The organism is Candidatus Thermodiscus eudorianus (assembly GCA_015521085.1).
Lineage (GTDB): Archaea > Thermoproteota > Thermoprotei_A > Sulfolobales > Acidilobaceae > Thermodiscus > Thermodiscus eudorianus.
Genome location: WAOW01000004.1, coordinates 181640 through 197123, shown reverse-complemented (window position 1 = coordinate 197123; position 15484 = coordinate 181640). Strand labels below are relative to the sequence as shown.

The 15484-nt window shown below is 59.3% G+C and carries 12 protein-coding genes; 10 read left to right on the top strand and 2 right to left on the bottom strand.

The annotated features are described in order from the left end of the window. Positions 1-25: 25 nt before the first annotated feature. Genes aspS through F7C38_02660 form a run of 4 tightly spaced genes read left to right on the top strand, consistent with a single transcriptional unit; the run spans position 26 to position 4046 of the window. Positions 26-1354 carry an aspartate--tRNA(Asn) ligase gene (aspS, locus tag F7C38_02675; protein ID MCE4600454.1) on the top strand — a complete coding sequence of 443 codons (1329 nt, stop codon included), beginning with the start codon at positions 26-28 and terminating at the stop codon, positions 1352-1354. Between the two features lie 19 nt (positions 1355-1373). Then, the gene (locus tag F7C38_02670) at positions 1374-2498 is read left to right on the top strand and encodes a tryptophan--tRNA ligase (protein ID MCE4600453.1); all 1125 of its coding nucleotides are present in this window, start codon (positions 1374-1376) and stop codon (positions 2496-2498) included. After that, positions 2461-3102, top strand: coding sequence for a hypothetical protein (locus F7C38_02665; GenBank protein ID MCE4600452.1), 642 nt, complete (start codon positions 2461-2463; stop codon positions 3100-3102). The genes F7C38_02670 and F7C38_02665 overlap by 38 nt, the downstream gene beginning before the upstream one ends. A gap of 35 nt (positions 3103-3137) precedes the next feature. Continuing rightward, positions 3138-4046: an ATP-dependent Clp protease proteolytic subunit gene (locus tag F7C38_02660; protein MCE4600451.1), complete on the top strand. Its 909-nt coding sequence runs from the start codon at positions 3138-3140 to the stop codon at positions 4044-4046. Here F7C38_02660 and F7C38_02655 read toward each other — a convergent pair. Beyond that, positions 4043-4396, bottom strand: a complete 354-nt coding sequence (locus tag F7C38_02655; protein ID MCE4600450.1) for a hypothetical protein — start codon at positions 4394-4396, stop codon at positions 4043-4045. The genes F7C38_02660 and F7C38_02655 overlap by 4 nt on opposite strands. A 127-nt stretch (positions 4397-4523) precedes the next feature. Beyond that, positions 4524-5975, bottom strand: a complete 1452-nt coding sequence (locus F7C38_02650) for a hypothetical protein (protein ID MCE4600449.1) — start codon at positions 5973-5975, stop codon at positions 4524-4526. A gap of 269 nt (positions 5976-6244) precedes the next feature. Between F7C38_02650 and F7C38_02645 the strand changes: the two genes are divergently transcribed. The 6 genes from F7C38_02645 (at position 6245) to F7C38_02620 (ending at position 15484) form a co-directional block, all read left to right on the top strand. Continuing rightward, the gene (locus tag F7C38_02645; protein ID MCE4600448.1) at positions 6245-8881 is read left to right on the top strand and encodes a hypothetical protein; all 2637 of its coding nucleotides are present in this window, start codon (positions 6245-6247) and stop codon (positions 8879-8881) included. Beyond that, entirely contained in the window at positions 8881-9789 is a 909-nt protein-coding gene (locus F7C38_02640) for an ABC transporter ATP-binding protein (protein MCE4600447.1), read from the top strand. The genes F7C38_02645 and F7C38_02640 overlap by 1 nt, the downstream gene beginning before the upstream one ends. A 95-nt stretch (positions 9790-9884) precedes the next feature. After that, the gene (locus tag F7C38_02635; GenBank protein ID MCE4600446.1) at positions 9885-11636 is read left to right on the top strand and encodes an ABC transporter ATP-binding protein/permease; all 1752 of its coding nucleotides are present in this window, start codon (positions 9885-9887) and stop codon (positions 11634-11636) included. After that, positions 11633-13411: an ABC transporter ATP-binding protein/permease gene (locus F7C38_02630; GenBank protein ID MCE4600445.1), complete on the top strand. Its 1779-nt coding sequence runs from the start codon at positions 11633-11635 to the stop codon at positions 13409-13411. Before F7C38_02635 ends, F7C38_02630 begins: the two co-directional genes overlap by 4 nt. 31 nt (positions 13412-13442) lie before the next feature. Continuing rightward, positions 13443-14534, top strand: coding sequence for a LysR family transcriptional regulator (locus F7C38_02625; GenBank protein ID MCE4600444.1), 1092 nt, complete (start codon positions 13443-13445; stop codon positions 14532-14534). A 53-nt stretch (positions 14535-14587) separates the two neighbouring features. Then, positions 14588-15484 (top strand): extracellular solute-binding protein, encoded by an 897-nt coding sequence (locus tag F7C38_02620; GenBank protein MCE4600443.1) that lies wholly within the window; start codon positions 14588-14590, stop codon positions 15482-15484.

Genomic DNA, 15484 nt, shown 5'->3' with positions numbered 1-15484 from the left:
AACGCGAGCGGAGGGTTACCGGGCCTTGTACAAAGAGGCGTTCATCGAAGACCTCTACGCGAGGAGGGACGAGCTGCTCGGCCGGGAGGTCACCGTGTGCGGGTGGGTGCACAGGATACGCGACCTAGGCAAGCTGAAGTTCATACTAGTCCGGGACAGGACCGGTCTGCTCCAGGTCGTGGTGAAGAAGGGCGAGACCCCCGAGGAGGTAGTCGAAGCTGCTAGGGGCCTCAAGCTGGAGGCGGTAGTATGTGCCCGTGGTGTGCTGGTCGAGTCCAAGTCAAAGCTGGGGATAGAGCTGAAGGCGCGGGAGCTGAAGATACTGTCAAGCCCCGTAGAGCCCCTCCCCCTAGAGCCCGATACAAGTACAGAGGCGGGCCTCGCCACCAGGCTGAACTACAGGTGGCTCGACGCGAGGAACCCGAGGGTATCCATGATATTCCAGTACGAGGCCCTCGTGGCCAGGGCCTTCAGGGAGTACTACACTAGCCAGTCATTCGTCGAGATATTCACGCCCAAGATAGTGGCGGCGGGGACCGAGAGCGGGGCCGAGGTATTCCCCGTCGTGTACTTCGGGCGCGAGGCCTTCCTAGCCCAGAGCCCGCAGTTCTACAAGCAGATGGCTGTGATAGGCGGGCTTGAGAGGGTCTTCGAGATCGGGCCCGTGTTCAGGGCGGAGCCCCACCATACCACGAGGCACCTCACAGAGTACCACAGCATGGATATAGAGCTCGGCTTCATAGAGGGGCCCGAGGACGTGATGGACTTCGTCGAGGGCTTCTTCAAGCACCTGGTGGACACGGTGAAGAGGGACCCCAAGGCCAGGGCCATACTCGAAGAGTTCAACGCCGACATAGCCATGCCGAGGGAGATACCGAGGATCACAATGAGGGAAGCCTACAGGATACTAGAGGAGGAGTACGGGAAAAAGCTGCCCTACGGGGAGGACCTAGACCCGGAGGGAGAGAGGCTCCTAGGCAGATACTTCAAGGAGAAGCACGACTCAGACTTCGTATTCGTCACAGAATACCCCTGGGCCTCAAGGCCATTCTACACCATGAGGAAGCCCGACGAGCCCGAATGGACCTACGGCTTCGACCTCCTAATGAAGGGCCTGGAGGTAGTGACCGGGAGCCAGAGGGAGCACAGGTACGACGAGCTCCTAAAGAACCTCTCAGACAAGGGCCTGGACCCGGCAAGCTTCCAGTTCTACCTAGACTTCTTCAAGCACGGAGCCCCACCCCACGGCGGCGCTGGCATGGGGCTGGAGCGCATAGTGATGCAGAGCCTGGAGCTTGAGAACATACGGGAGGCCAGGCTCCTGCCCAGGGACCCCGAGAGGATAACGCCCTAGAGGGGGAGGGACCCCGGGCATGGCTGAGGAGAGGCTGGACCCCTGGGGCACCATAGAGATAAAGGACTACGATAGGCTGCGCAGGGTCTTCGGCATCAGGCCCTTCTCAGAGGTAATCCCAGTAATGAGGGAGATGGGCCTCCCCCTGAGCCTCCACATGAGGAGGAATATCGTATTCGGCCACAGGGACTTCGACAAGGTCATACTAGAGGGTATAAGGAAGGGGGAGAAGATAGCGATACTCACTGGCTTCATGCCGAGCGGGAGGTTCCACTTCGGCCACAAGCTCACGGTAGACCAGCTCATATACTTCCAGAGGGAGCTGAAGGCCAAGGTATTCGTGGCCCTGGCGGACGCCGAGGCCTACGCCGTCAGGAGGCTGCCGCGCAGGGAGGTCATAAGGCTGGGGATAGAGGAGTACGTGGCCAACATGATAGCCCTCGGCCTAGACCCCGACAAGACCGACTTCTACTTCCAGACCAGCAGGGGAACCCCCTACTACAGGCTCATACAACTCTTCTCGGGGAAGGTGACAATGGCCGAGATGGAGGCCATCTACGGCGACCTCAGCCCCGCCAAGATAGTCTCGGCCCTGACACAGGCCGCCGACATACTACACCCACAGCTCGACGAGTACGGCGGGTACAAGCGCGTAGTCGTGCCAGTCGGGGCAGACCAGGACCCCCACCTCAGGCTCGCAAGGGACCTAGCCGACAGGCTCCGGGGCCTGGTGAGCCTGGAGAGGCCAGCCTCGACGTACCACAAGCTCATCAGGGGCCTGGATGGGGGTAAGATGAGTAGTAGCAGGCCCGACTACACCATATTCCTAACCGACGACCCGGGAGAGGCGGTTAGGAAGCTGAGGAACGCGCTAACCGGGGGTAGGGCTACGGCCGAGGAGCAGAGGAGGCTGGGCGGGGTCCCCGAGGCCTGCACGGTATATGATTTATACCTGTATCATTTAATACCGGATGACGGGGAGCTGCTGAAGGTCTACAGGGACTGTAGGAGCGGGTCCATGCTCTGCGGCGAGTGCAAGAGGATGGGGGCCGAGAAGCTCCGCGAGTTCCTTGAGAGGCACCAGGCCAGGCTGGAGGAGGCTAGGGATGCGGCTAGGAGCGTCGTCGAAGCCCCAAGCTTCTAGGGCTAGCGAGGTAGAGGGGTATATCGACGAGGCTAGGTCGATACAGGTGGTGTTTAACTCCAAGAGGCCTCAGATCCTCTACATGGCGTATGCCAAGACCCTGGCCATACACATAGCCAGCTCCTACACGAGCCCCTACTTCAAACAGGATATCCAGAGGGCCCTCCAGTGCGTTAGGGTGATGGGGAAGGGGGCGTCGCTCGCGGCCAACACCGTGGGCTTCCTCATACTATCACTGTTATCCGCGTTTCTCGGCTCGCTTGGATCCTCTCTATCCGCGACTCTCCTGCTAGTCGTTATCGTGGTTGGGTTACTGGCTGGATTCTATGTCTCGTGGTATAGGGGTAGGTGTAGGGGCGAGTCTATGATTGTCTACGTTGACGTGCCGACGGTCGAGGAGATAGTGGGTAGAGCCGCCTCCATACTACAGGCCTGTAGGCATACTGGGAGGTGTAGTGGTTACATCGAGGTGGATGGGGTCAAGATCTTCTACAAGGCTAGGATCGGCAGGTTCACGTCTCCAAGAGTGACCTTCATGAGGAGCCCTGCTAGGGTGAAGAGGGCCGGGTTCAGGCTGGGCGGGCGCTCGCTGGGGAATAGTTAAATCCCACTAGGCCTACATAGTATAGGGTGTCCAGGATGGCCGCAAGTGGAGCTACGCCAGCAGACTACATAAACAGTACAATCTGGATGCTCTTCTGGCTCCTCTTCCTGTTCTCCCTGGTCAGCCCGCTCCTAAGCATGAGGAGGCTACAAGCGGCCAGGCTGGCAGTCATAAGGAACATGGAGAGGAAGTACGGCTGGCGAGTCATAACAATGATACACAGGGAGGAGAGGATCTCGTTCCTGGGCGTCCCGATAAGGAGGTTCATAGACATAGACGACTCCGAGGCGGTACTCAGGGCTATAAGGACGACGCCGCCCGACAGGACCATCGCTCTAGTACTCCACACGCCCGGCGGGCTGGTGCTGGCGGCCAGCCAGATAGCCAGGGCCCTGAAGAGGCACAAGGGCAAGAAGATAGTTATCGTGCCCCACTACGCCATGAGCGGAGGGACCCTCATAGCCCTAGCCGCCGACGAGATACTCATGGATCCAAACGCCGTCCTAGGCCCCCTAGACCCGCAGCTGGCAGCGGGTCCCTCCGGGCCGGTGGCCCCGGCGCCGAGTATAGTCAAGGTGGCGGAGCTCAAGGGGAAGGAGGCCAGTGATAACACGCTGATAATGGCCGATGTGGCCAGGAAGGCTATAGACGAGATGCAGGAGGTCATTGTAGAGCTCCTCGAAGACAGGATGGGCAGCGAGAAGGCTAGGGAGCTCGCAGAGCTACTCACGAGCGGCAAGTGGACCCACGACTATCCGATAACCTATGAGAAGGCCAAGGAACTCGGCCTCCCGGTGAAGGACGAGGTGCCCATAGAGGTGTACCAGCTCATGGAGCTATACCCCCAGGCGCCCCACAACAGGCCCGGGGTAGAATACATACCGCAGCCCCTGCCCGCGCCCGTAACGCCACGCCACGGAAACCATGGGATGGGAGGCCGCTAACGGCAGGAGGCCAGGCCCTCTACATACCTCAGGGCCTCCAACAGGAGGGTCCCTGGAGAAACCTTGACAACTGTGAATCCGCTTTTTTCCATGAACTCCTCCCCGCCGGGGCCGAAGCTTGAAGCCACGATGTAGTTGCACTCCTTGTTGAGCTCCCTTATCCTAGGCCTCTTCCCGTGCTCCTCCCCGTGCTCGTGCTCGCCCGCGAAGGGGTTCTCCACGACCCGGTTGAGGATCCACCTCCTACCATTGTAGGTGTAGTGGAAGTAGTACCTGCCATCGCCGAAGTGGCCAGCCTTCACCTTCAACCCGTCGTCCGTCGGGATCGACACGCATATCCTCTCCGCCACTAGAGGGTCCCTCCAGGAGCGTCTATGGCGGCACGGCATTTAATCGTGTAGTCTAAACTCTGATACGTAGCGCTAGGGCTAGGAGGGACCCTCGCCACCCTAGAAGGCCAGGATGGAGTCAGGGTCCCTATGGCCGTGCAGCTCTTTTCCCCAGCGCTATCGCCAGGAGTATCCAGGCTATCATGATGGCCGGGATCATGGGGTTCTCGGGGACTGGCTGGGGCTCGGTATTGTCCACGGCCGTGTGTATCACGGGCGAGATAGGGCTGAATGAATAGTCGGTTACGCTATCCTGGCTGGGCGTGAGGCTAGTCACTGTGAGGGTGATGCCGTTGAACCCACTATCTTCCAACGCTATGCTACTTATGGTTGGTGAGCAGTCGCTCGCCGTCAGGCTCTCCCATCCCTCACCGCCGGTCCACGAGAGCTCGCCTAGCGAGGGGGAGTACATTAGGATAGTGGGGTCATAGAAGTATGGGGATCTGAGGTTGGAGTTGCCTCCGATGTAGATCAGGGAGTTGTATAGCGTCGCCGAGTACATCTTCTCGTCGGCGCTTGAACCCATGGTTCTCGCTGATATGAGGTTTCCATCCTTGTCCAGCTCATACACTGTATAGTTGTATTTCCCGTTCTCGTTGAAGCTCTTGGTATGGCCGGTCACGAAGAGCTTGTTGCCGACTACGATCGTCTGGTTAGTGAAGTCGTAGCCGCCCTCACCCATGGTGATGAACCATATGAAGTTACCGTTTTCGTCTACCTTGAATAGGAAGCCGTCGCTGTAGCCCTGCCCGTAGCTGTAGGTGTATCCTGTTATGAAGAGGTAGGTGTCGTTACCCGTTACACCATATGCAACATCGTCCCCGCTGAGCCCTCCGAACTTCTTCGACCAGACTACCGAGCCATCTTGGGGGTCGAGCTTCATTATGAAGCCCTCATAGTACCCGCCGAACGAGCTAGTCTTCCCCACCACGTAGAGGTAGCCGTTAAGGTACTCGATACCGTAGCCGAAATCCGAGGAGCCTCCGCCGTATGCCTTCGCCCATATAATGCTTCCATCACTCCCCAGCTTCATCACCAGTATGTCATCGTTGTTTACTCCGATTTTCCCGGCCACGTATATCCCGTTGGCCGTGGCCTCCACTGAGTATGCGCAGTCGTTTGTAGTCTGGCTTATCCTGACTAGCCAGTCCATTGCTCCTATCGTGTTTATCCTGGCGATTATGATCTCGGTTGACCTGTCGCCGCTGAAGCTGTCCGAGCAGCCCACTATGTACAGGTAGCCGTCTAGATAGTCTATGTCGTGGATGTATTCGTTGTAGATTGGGGATGGGTTGAGGGATCTTATCCACTGGAATTGCCCGCTGAGCGGGTCTATCTTGGCGACGAATAGGTCTCTGTAGGAGCCTGATGCCAGGGATCCGGCGGCGTATAGGTATTGGTCGTCGTGGGTTATCCCGTAGGTTCCGCCGGACAGCGACTCTATGTCCTTGTACCAGTGGTATGATTGAGCGTGAACCGGTTGTATTGGCGTGGCGAGGGCAAGTAATAGTATGGCTGGTATAAGTATATACTTATACATATGTATTACCCGTATGCATTTATCTCTGCCTATACGTATTAAGCATACTGTAATAGGCCGTAATGAATATCTTGATTATCAAATATTTATATACCCTGTATCAATGGAAACCAGCACTAGAACCACCGCGAGGAGAAAGGCGCGCCACGACCCCACCCCAGGAAACCAGTAAACACCATAGACTACTCAGATATTATATTTATAATAAACCATATAAACCATATTATACACGCCTAGGCCCGGGATGGACTGCGGGGACTGTAAAAGACATGCCAGTCGCTCGAATACTCTCCAGGGACAGGCTCAGGGCATCGTGGATAATACTACTCCTACTCCTAGTAGCGTCCTCCGGCGGCGGCATACTGGCGTTCTCAAACCTCGGCTACCAGGAATCAATAGACGCCCTAACCCAATACTACAAGCCACACCTGAGAGTAGACATCGCCTACGGCATGGGACAAGCAAACACGCCGACCCCCAGCTACGCGAGCGGGCTAGAGGCGCTCGCCAACGAGCTGGAAACCAGCAAGCCCAGGCTAGAGCACCTGGAATACCATGGCAGCTACCTAGTGCTAGACCTCGCCATAGCCTACAAATACGTGGTCCAGGGCAGCGAGGGCGAGCCCATGGGCCTCATCGGTAGGGAGTGGTGGAACCAGGGCCAGATCGCGTCGATACCCTACCATGGCCCAAACGGTGTCCTACGCCATTGCAACGTCTTCGGAAGCCACCTACTAGCCGCTGTGTTCAAGAACCCGCGCAGCGCCTCGGAGGCAGGGTTCCAGGTCATAGAGGGGTCCTATCCAGGCGGAGACGGGCCTGGAGTGGAAGCCGCTGTCTCCAAGGCTATAGCAGTGGCGCTCGGGGTAGGGCCTGGTGACACGCTAGAGCTTTTCCCTGGCTTGGAGCTGATGGTTACCGGCGTGTTCAGCGGGACCAGTAACGGGGCGTCCTACTACGACCTTGAGGGGATGGTGCATTTCATAATAGCCGAGGACGACCTGGGCGAGCTAGCCAATGCCTCCCTCAAAAGCCTAGCCGAGGCCGTCAAGACTGGGGGTCCCTCCGGCCTACTAACACTGTATAACGCTGTAGGCCCTGGCGTGCTCCCCGACGATGTCGTAAACGCCATCCTAGCCAGGGGGTCCTGTAGGGATAACGGTGTCGAGTACATACCCGGGTCAGCGGCGCTGGCACTAGAGCCGCTAGAGGAGGGTGTTGAGGTCCTCGGCGGGGCCATACGGGACGCCTATGGAGTAGAGGTGCCGGTGGATGTCCTCAGGGACAGTATAGCTGGTAAACTACCGCTCAACGGGAACCTGCTGACCGCGATAGCGAACCTCGACAAGGAATTCTACACAAGCCTACCCAGGAACACGAGCAAGGCAAACGCCATAATAACCGGGGTCATGGACGCGTTCAGGGACTGGCTCTCCTCCATGGGCGTCAGTGTGAACGGTGGAAAATGGACGGTGCCAGCTGGCGGTCCGCCTCCACCTCCACCGGGCGAGGGCCAGGTCGTCCTCCCCCTCACCGGGTATTACGTCGTGTCCGAGTCGGAGGAGGGCTTGTGGGGCATCTACGAGTCGAGCATCAGCCAGTGGAATAACCCGATGGCCGTGCTCTCGCTGGTGCTGGTAACTATAGCGACCTTCCTCCTGGGGCTGAGGGCCTCTAGCGAGGTGTTGAGCGTGGTTTCATCGGACCTCCGAAGGTATATCTCGTTGCTCGCCGCCAGGGGCGCGCCCCCCAGGAGTATGGCTCGGAGCTTCCTCGCCTTCATCGTAGCGGTATCGCTGGTGGCCGGGTTCGCCGGTAGCGTCGCCACCGTGTACCTGGTTGATAGGATAGGCATCGCTGGGACCAGCTTGGCTCGGAGTGTCGCGTTGGGCCTCGTGATAACGCTCCTCGTGGGCCTCTTCTCCTATAGGAGGGCCTCTAGGCTTGTCAGGGACGTAGCTCCCATAGAGGCGGTTAGGCCCGTTGCAACGGTATCGGTGGGTGAGAGGGTTAGGCATAGGGTTAGCGCCTTCATAGTGGCCCTCGGGGTTACAAGCATAGTCGTGGGCCTCTACGGAGACATCGAGACCCTAGCCGAGAAAGCCAGCGACATGGGAGGAGCCATAGGGTCGCTGGCCGTTATAGCGATCGTTATAGCATACATGTTCTCGCCCTTCGCCCCGGCAGCCCTAGCCGACGTAGCCTCGAACCTCCTAGGCTCCTACGAGGCCATATTCTCAAGGGCCTCCAGGTGGGCTAGCCTGGCGGCCGGACACCTAGCATGGGCCGCCTCCTCCTCGGCTGGCAGGCTTAGGAGGCGGCTGGTATCCGGGCTCACCGCGCCTACCCTAGCCTTTGGCCTCGCCCTGGGCTTAGCGTTCAGCCTACCGGTCTTGGGGAGCGTTGGCTTGATAGACTACTATGAGTCGCTGTTGGAGGGCAAGGCACTCTTCTACACCCCGGGCCTTATAGCCGGGTACCGGGCAGCCGAGTCCATACTTGCAGTAGTAGCACTATACGCCCTGGTGGTGGGGGGCCTCTCGCTGTACGTGTTGCTGCATTCCGCCCTTAGGATCGTGGTGGCGGAGATGGTCGTCGCCAGGGCCAGGGGAGCTGGCAGGGGCGAGGCACTCCGCCTGGCCTACTCGATGCTACTACCCATATCACTCCACTCCCTGATAGCGGGATTGCTGGTGGGCGGCGTCGTCTACCTGGCTGTAGTGTCTAGCGCTAGGCTGGCGTCGCTGGGAGGGTTCAGCGTCCCACTGACGCCCTCCCAGCCCATGGTTCCTCTAGTCTTCCTCTTGGCTCTCCTCTTGCTAGTCCTGGGCCTGCCCCTAGTCCTCTCCTATAGGAGTGTTTCCTCGGGTGACCTGGCTTCTAGGCTTAGGAGGCTTGGTATGTGATGAAGGCGGTTGTTGTTGAGCGCGTGATAAAGGTCTACGAGTCCCGTGGCGAGAGCGTGACTGCCCTCAGGGAGGTTAGCTTCGACGTCGAGCGCGGGGAGGTCGTTGCGATAATGGGGCCTAGTGGCTCGGGAAAGACGACTCTGCTGAACCTGATCGGGGGTATCGATAAGCCCACGGCTGGCAGAGTGGTCGTCGACGGGGTGGAGGTTCATAGGCTTGGTGAGGGCGAGCTGAGGGCCTATAGGCTCTCCAAGGTGGGGTACGTGTTCCAGCAGTACAATTTGATCCCAACCCTAACCGCCCTGGAGAACGTGCTACTACCGATGCAGCTGGCTAGGAGGAGTGATAAAGCTAGGGCGCTGGAGTTGTTGAAGAGGGTTGACCTGGAGGGCAAGGAGTCTAGGCTCCCCGAGGAGTTGAGCGGTGGGGAGCAGCAGAGGCTTGCTATAGCGGTGGCTCTCGCCAATGACCCTCCACTGCTCATAGCTGATGAGCCGACGGGCGAGCTAGACCTGGCTACCGGGCAGAGGGTCGTGGAGCTTATACTCTCACAGGCCAGGGATCACGGTAAGACTGTTATAATGACTACCCACGATCCCAGGGTTGCGAGGCAGGCTGACAGGGTCATCCTTCTTGAGGATGGCAGGGTTAAGGGCGTCTACGAGCCCCAGAGGCTCGCCACCGAGTACTCTAGCGAGGCCGAGGTCCACGTGGAGAGGATGATCGTGGACTACCTCAAGTCCCTGCTCGACAGGGCCCGGAGGGAGCTGGGCGAGCTGGAGGCCCGGGTCGCCAGGGGCGAGATAGGGCTCGGCGAGGCCCTCGTCGAGTACCAGAGGCTATCGGCCCTCATAGCCGCGTTGGAGGCTGAGTTGGCTAGGCTGGGGGCTGGGGTCGAGGCCTAGGGAGGGTCCCTCCCGGGGGTTAGGTAGCCTGGTAGATATATCTTTAAGCGATATAAGCCCCGGTGGCCTGGAATAGGTTACCGTGAGGGGTGGACTTGGCCAGCGACTACAGCGCGTGGCGCGTGCTAGCAAGGCTAATGAAGCACCTGGTGGCGAGGCGGGCGCCGCTATTCGCAGCAGCCGTATCCCTCGTAGTCCTAATGTCGTACGCCAACGGTGTAGTCCCCTTCCTCATCAGGGAGGCCGTGGATAAGGGCCTGGTGGCCGGGAGCCGTGAGGCCGCAGTCTACTACGGGCTCTTGATAATAGGGGCCACGGTCCTGGCAGGGCTTCTCAGCTTCACGAGCAGGTACATGCTAGCGAAGCTGGCCCAGGAGACCGTCTACGATCTCAGGGTTAGGGCCTTCGACTCCATACAGAGGCAGTCGATGGAGTACTTCGATAACGTGCTCGTGGGCCAGCTCATATCACGGGTCACCAACGACACGGAGAGGATAACCAGGTTCATATCGTTCCGGCTACGCATGCTGATCTACAGCACGTTCCTGATCGCCGTCTCCCTCTACTACATGGCGGGTATGAGCCGCGAGCTGACACTGATAGCGCTCGCCGCTATAGTAGTGGTCGTCGCGTTAAACGCCAGGTTCGCCGTCAGGGTCAGGCCCCTCTACGACGATATAAGGCACCAGACGGGCGTGCTAGCCGGTATAGCGACGGCCGCCCTAGCCGGGATAAAGACCGTCAAGTCCCTTGCTATAGAACCCATACTCTACAGGAGATTCCAGAGCGAGAACAAGAAGTTCTACGAGTACAGCCTGAGGGCCACGAGGCTCACAGCCCTGTACGGTAACAGCCCCTTCCTAGTCACCGGGCTAGCCATGAGCGGCATGCTATACTACGGGGGCCACGCCATAATCTCGGGTGCCCTAACCGTCGGCTCCCTGATTGCGTTCCTAACCTACATGGTTACACTTTCATGGCCCCTCGTAGCCCTCGGATTCGCTGTCGGCGACATACAGAGGGTGGCGGCTGCCTCGAAGAGGATATTCGAGGTCATAGACAAGGAGCCCCGGGTCAAGGACAAGCCAGGTGCCATCGAGCTAGAGGATGTGAGGGGCGACATACTCTACGAGGGGGTCTCGTTCAGCTACAGGCCTGGCAAGCCCGTGCTGAGGGGGGTGACGCTGCACGTCAGGCCCGGGGAGAAGATTGTGATAGTGGGGCCTCCGGGCTCCGGCAAGTCCACCCTGCTCAAGCTACTCCTCAGGCTCTACGAGCTAGATTCCGGGAGGATCCTGGTCGACGGCGTGGATATACGTGACGTGAAGCTCTCAAGCCTCCGGAGGCATATAGGGTACGTGGCGCAGGAGCCATTCATATTCAACAGGAGCGTGTGGGAGAACATAGCCTTTGGGAACCCAAACGCCTCTATGGAAGACATAGTCAGGGCGGCCAAGGCGGCCAAGATCCACGACTTCATAGAGAGCCTCCCCAAGGGATACCATACCATAGTCGGCGAGCGGGGTGTCACGCTCTCCGGGGGGCAGAGGCAGAGGCTAGCGCTCGCGAGGGCGCTGGTCGGCGATCCCAAGATACTCCTGCTAGACGATCCCGTGTCCAACCTGGACGCCGAGACCGAGAAGGCGATCGTAGAGGACCTAGAAGAGATACTCAGGGATAAGACAGCGTTGATAGTGACCCAGAGGCCCTCCCTGGTGAGACTGGCCGACAGGATAGTCGTGCTCAGCGATGGAAGGATAGTGGAGGAGGGGAGCCACGAGGAGTTGATGGCGAGGAGAGGACTCTACTACAGGATCTACACGGCTATGATGGGTGGAGGGAAATGACAGCGGGCGGAGACAAGCCATCGTCCACGCGACTGCTGAGGCGCTTCCTCGGGGAGACCCTGAAGTACAAGAGACTCATAGCGGTCGTGACAGCCTCCATCATCGGAGCCTCCATAGCGGGCCTAGCCTCGCCATACCTACTCGGCATAGCGATAGACCGCTACATAATACCGGGCAGGTACAGCGAGCTGCCCTTCATAGCGGCCCTCTACCTCCTAGCACTGCTCGCCCAGTGGCTCTTCTCGACCATGAGGACCTGGTATGTGCAGGTCTTCGGCCAGAAGATCCTCTATGACCTGAGGAATAAGGCCATGGAGAGACTGCTGAGGGCCAGGATAAGCGAGTATGGTGGTAGGAGGACTGGGGATCTGGTGTCGAGGGTCATAAACGATACCAGTGTTGTGAACGAGGTTTTCATATCCGGGATACTGGGTAGCCTGGGCGCACTCGTATCGCTGGTTGGCATAGTGGTGGCCATGCTATTCCTCAACGTCAGGCTCACCCTCGTGGCCCTCGCCACGGTACCCCTAATGGTCGTGGCGGCGAAGTACTTCGGGGGGAAGATGAGGAGTGCCTACCGCGAGACCAGGGAGAAGATAGCCCGGGTCTCAAGCATAGTGGAGGAGAGCATCTCCGGGATAGAGACTATCAAGTCGATGGGGAGGGAGGAGGCCGTCGGGCGGGAGTTCAAAGAGGCCAGCAGGGAGACGGTCAAGGCTTACCTGAGGGTCGCGGTCTACATGGGCCTCTTCTGGCCCCTCATGAACCTGGCTACCATCCTCTCGGTCGTGGTAGTCCTAGTCTACGGCACCTACCTGGCCCTGGCCGGAGCCACTACCATAGGAGTGGTCGCGGCCTTCGTCCAGTACGTGCAGAGGTTTAGGGGGCCCATCAACAACGTCGTCAGCCTATACGACTCCCTCCAGTCGGCCCTCGCATCGCTGGAGAGAATATACGAGGTCATAGACGGGGTCGAGGCCGAGGAGGATGAGGGCCTGGAGATCGAGAGGATCAAGGGCTTGATAGAGTTCGACGGCGTATGGTTCGAGTACCAGCCTGGGAGGCCGGTGCTGAGGGGGGTCACATTCAAGGTGGATCCGGGCGAGACCGTCGCCATAGTTGGCCGCACGGGCGCCGGGAAGACGACTCTCATAAACCTGCTCCTCCGCTTCTACGATCCCTCCAAGGGCAGGATACTGGTGGATGGAATTGATACGAGGCTCGTGAAGAGGAGTAGTCTAAGGAGTAGGATGGCGTACGTCCCCCAGGAGACCTACCTGTTCCCAGGGACGATACTGGACAACATAAGGATTGTGAAGCCCGACGCCACCAGGGAGGAGGTCGAGAGGGTGTGCAGGGAGCTGGGCATACACGAGTTCATAACCAGGCTACCAGAGGGATACGACACTGATGCGGGGGAGGCGGGCAAGAGGCTCTCCACCGGGGAGAAGCAGTTGATCGCCATAGCGAGGGCAATGCTGAGGGACCCGGACGTGGTCATACTAGACGAGGCCCTCTCCAGCGTAGACCCGGCCACCGAGGAAGTCGTTAGGAGGGCGATCGGGAGGCTCATGGAGGGGAGGACCGGGATACTAGTGGCCCATAGGCTGACCATGGCCCTCGACGCCGACAAAGTCATAGTACTAGACGACGGCGCCATCGTCGAGGCAGGGAGGCCCGAGGAGCTACTCGGTAAGAGGGGGCACTTCTACAGGCTCTACACTGCCCAGCTGCGGGAGGCCGAGGCGAGGATCGCCCCCAAGACCTCTCCATAAAGGATTATTCGACCCCGGTATATCCTGGGATATGCATGGGTGCCCGGATATACCTGTTGACTGGGGCAAGCTGAGGGCCGAGCAGAGGCTAGTAGTGTATTATGGAGAGGAGGAGCTGTTAGACGAGGCCACGGCGACGCTACTATACTATGTCGGGGAGCTGGGGTCCCTCCTGAAGGCTTCGAGGAAGGCCGGGATCCCCTACTCCAGGGCCTGGGAGAGGATAGCGAGGATAGAACGCGTACTAGGAGCCAGGCTACTGGCGAGGAGGCGCGGAGGATCCAGGGGCGGGGGAGCAGAGCTGACCTCCGAGGGGGAGAGGCTCCTAGAGTACTATGAATCCATGTATAGGAGGATCCATGGAAGGCCCTTCACCCCGGCATCAGCCAGCCGCGTCTACACGGGGCAAGAGGTCGTAGTCTCGGGGAGCCACGACTTCATCGTGTCCAGGGCTATCGGCTCGCTTAGGGAGTCCGGCCATGGGATCGAGCTCCACTGGACCGGGTCAACCCATGGACTGGCCGCGCTAGTCCTGGGAGAGGCTGACGTCGTGGGGATACACCTGCTCGACCCCCAGACGAGGACCTACAACACCCACGTCTATGAGAGGCTTGGGCTCTCGGGGGGAGCCGTGCTCCTGAGGGGCTATGACAGGGCTCAGGGGTTCATAACCCGTAAGCCCATGGGGTTTGAGGAGGTCATGGAGGGCCTCACCTCTGGGAGGCTCGTCCTGGCCAATAGGCAGCCGGGCTCCGGTACCAGGCTCCTCCTAGACTCTGTGCTGGGGGAGTGGGCTTCCCAGAGGGGCGTGCCGCTGGGGGAGTTGAGGGCGAGGATACGGGGTTATGGTTCCAGTTATACTACCCACCTGGAGGTCGCCGAGGCCGTGGCACGTGGAGACGCCGATGTGGGTGTCGGCCTCTTGTACGCCGCTCGGGTCTATGGGTTGGAGTTTGTATTGTTGGCGTGGGAGAGGTATGATTTCCTCGTTGGGAGGGGGTTCCACGAGTCGGAGCGGGGTGAGGAGTTCCTCCGAGGGTTCTTCGAGGCTGTCGTCTCCGTTGGGGAGGGTATTGAGGGCTATAGGATTCCCCCGGGGATCGGGGGTGTGCTACGGGCTTAGGCTTTTATCCAGCCTGCTATCCGTTATCTGTTAACGGATAACGAGGGGTCGCGTTGGACTCTAAGGCTAAGCTAGCCGTAGCCCTAATAGTAGCGCTCCTCGCCCTAGCCCTAGCACTACAGGCAACCCACGGCGAGACGGTGAGGGTGAGGGCCACGACAACCACGAGCCTATACGCCACAGGCCTCCTAGAACACCTGGCGAGAGAGTTTCAATCCACCCACAAGGACGTCACGATACAGTACATCCCCGTGGGTAGCGGGGAGGCGCTCAAGAGGGCTGAGAGGGGGGATGCATGCCTGGTACTAGTCCACGCTCCAAGCCTTGAGAAACACTACATCGACGAGGGAGTCATAGGCTACCATAGGATCTTCGCCTACAACTACTTCGTGATAGTAGGGCCCGAGAGCGATCCAGCGGGGGTGAAGGGCTCCAAGAGCATAGTCGAGGCGATGCATAGGATATACAGTGCCGGCGAGGCCGGGCGCATAGTCTTCGTGAGCCGGGGAGACCACTCGGGGACAAACGTCAGAGAACTCCAGCTCTGGAGAGAGGCGGGCCTAGATCCAACCGGGAAGCCATGGTATATCGAGACGGGGCAGGGCATGGGCGAGACCCTAGTCATAGCGGGCAACAAGGAGGCCTACACCCTGAGCGATATAGGGACCTACCTGAAGTTCAAGGCGGAGGGCAGGATACCGGGGCTGGAGATACTCTACAGCGGCGATCCAAGCCTGATCAACATATACAGCGCATACCTCGCGACAGGATGCAGTGGTAGGGAGCGGGACGCGGCCAAGGCCTTCATAGACTTCCTAGCAAGCAGCCAGGGGCAGAAGCTCATAGCATCCTACGGCGTGGAGGAGTATGGGCAACCCCTATTCCACCCCGTGGCAGGCCGCCTGAGCCAGGTAGAGGCGGTGTGGAAGAGTATGGCTGAGGGGGGCTAG

What these genes read in the sequence shown, in the direction of transcription:
- F7C38_02645 (MCE4600448.1), top strand. Translation starts at nt 6,245, where the DNA reads ATGCCAGTCGCTCGAATACTCTCCAGGGACAGGCTCAGGGCATCGTGG.
- F7C38_02650 (MCE4600449.1), bottom strand. Translation starts at nt 5,975, where the DNA reads ATGTATAAGTATATACTTATACCAGCCATACTATTACTTGCCCTCGCC.
- F7C38_02630 (MCE4600445.1), top strand. Translation starts at nt 11,633, where the DNA reads ATGACAGCGGGCGGAGACAAGCCATCGTCCACGCGACTGCTGAGGCGC.
- F7C38_02625 (MCE4600444.1), top strand. Translation starts at nt 13,443, where the DNA reads ATGCATGGGTGCCCGGATATACCTGTTGACTGGGGCAAGCTGAGGGCC.
- F7C38_02670 (MCE4600453.1), top strand. Translation starts at nt 1,374, where the DNA reads ATGGCTGAGGAGAGGCTGGACCCCTGGGGCACCATAGAGATAAAGGAC.
- F7C38_02660 (MCE4600451.1), top strand. Translation starts at nt 3,138, where the DNA reads ATGGCCGCAAGTGGAGCTACGCCAGCAGACTACATAAACAGTACAATC.
- F7C38_02640 (MCE4600447.1), top strand. Translation starts at nt 8,881, where the DNA reads ATGAAGGCGGTTGTTGTTGAGCGCGTGATAAAGGTCTACGAGTCCCGT.
- F7C38_02665 (MCE4600452.1), top strand. Translation starts at nt 2,461, where the DNA reads ATGCGGCTAGGAGCGTCGTCGAAGCCCCAAGCTTCTAGGGCTAGCGAG.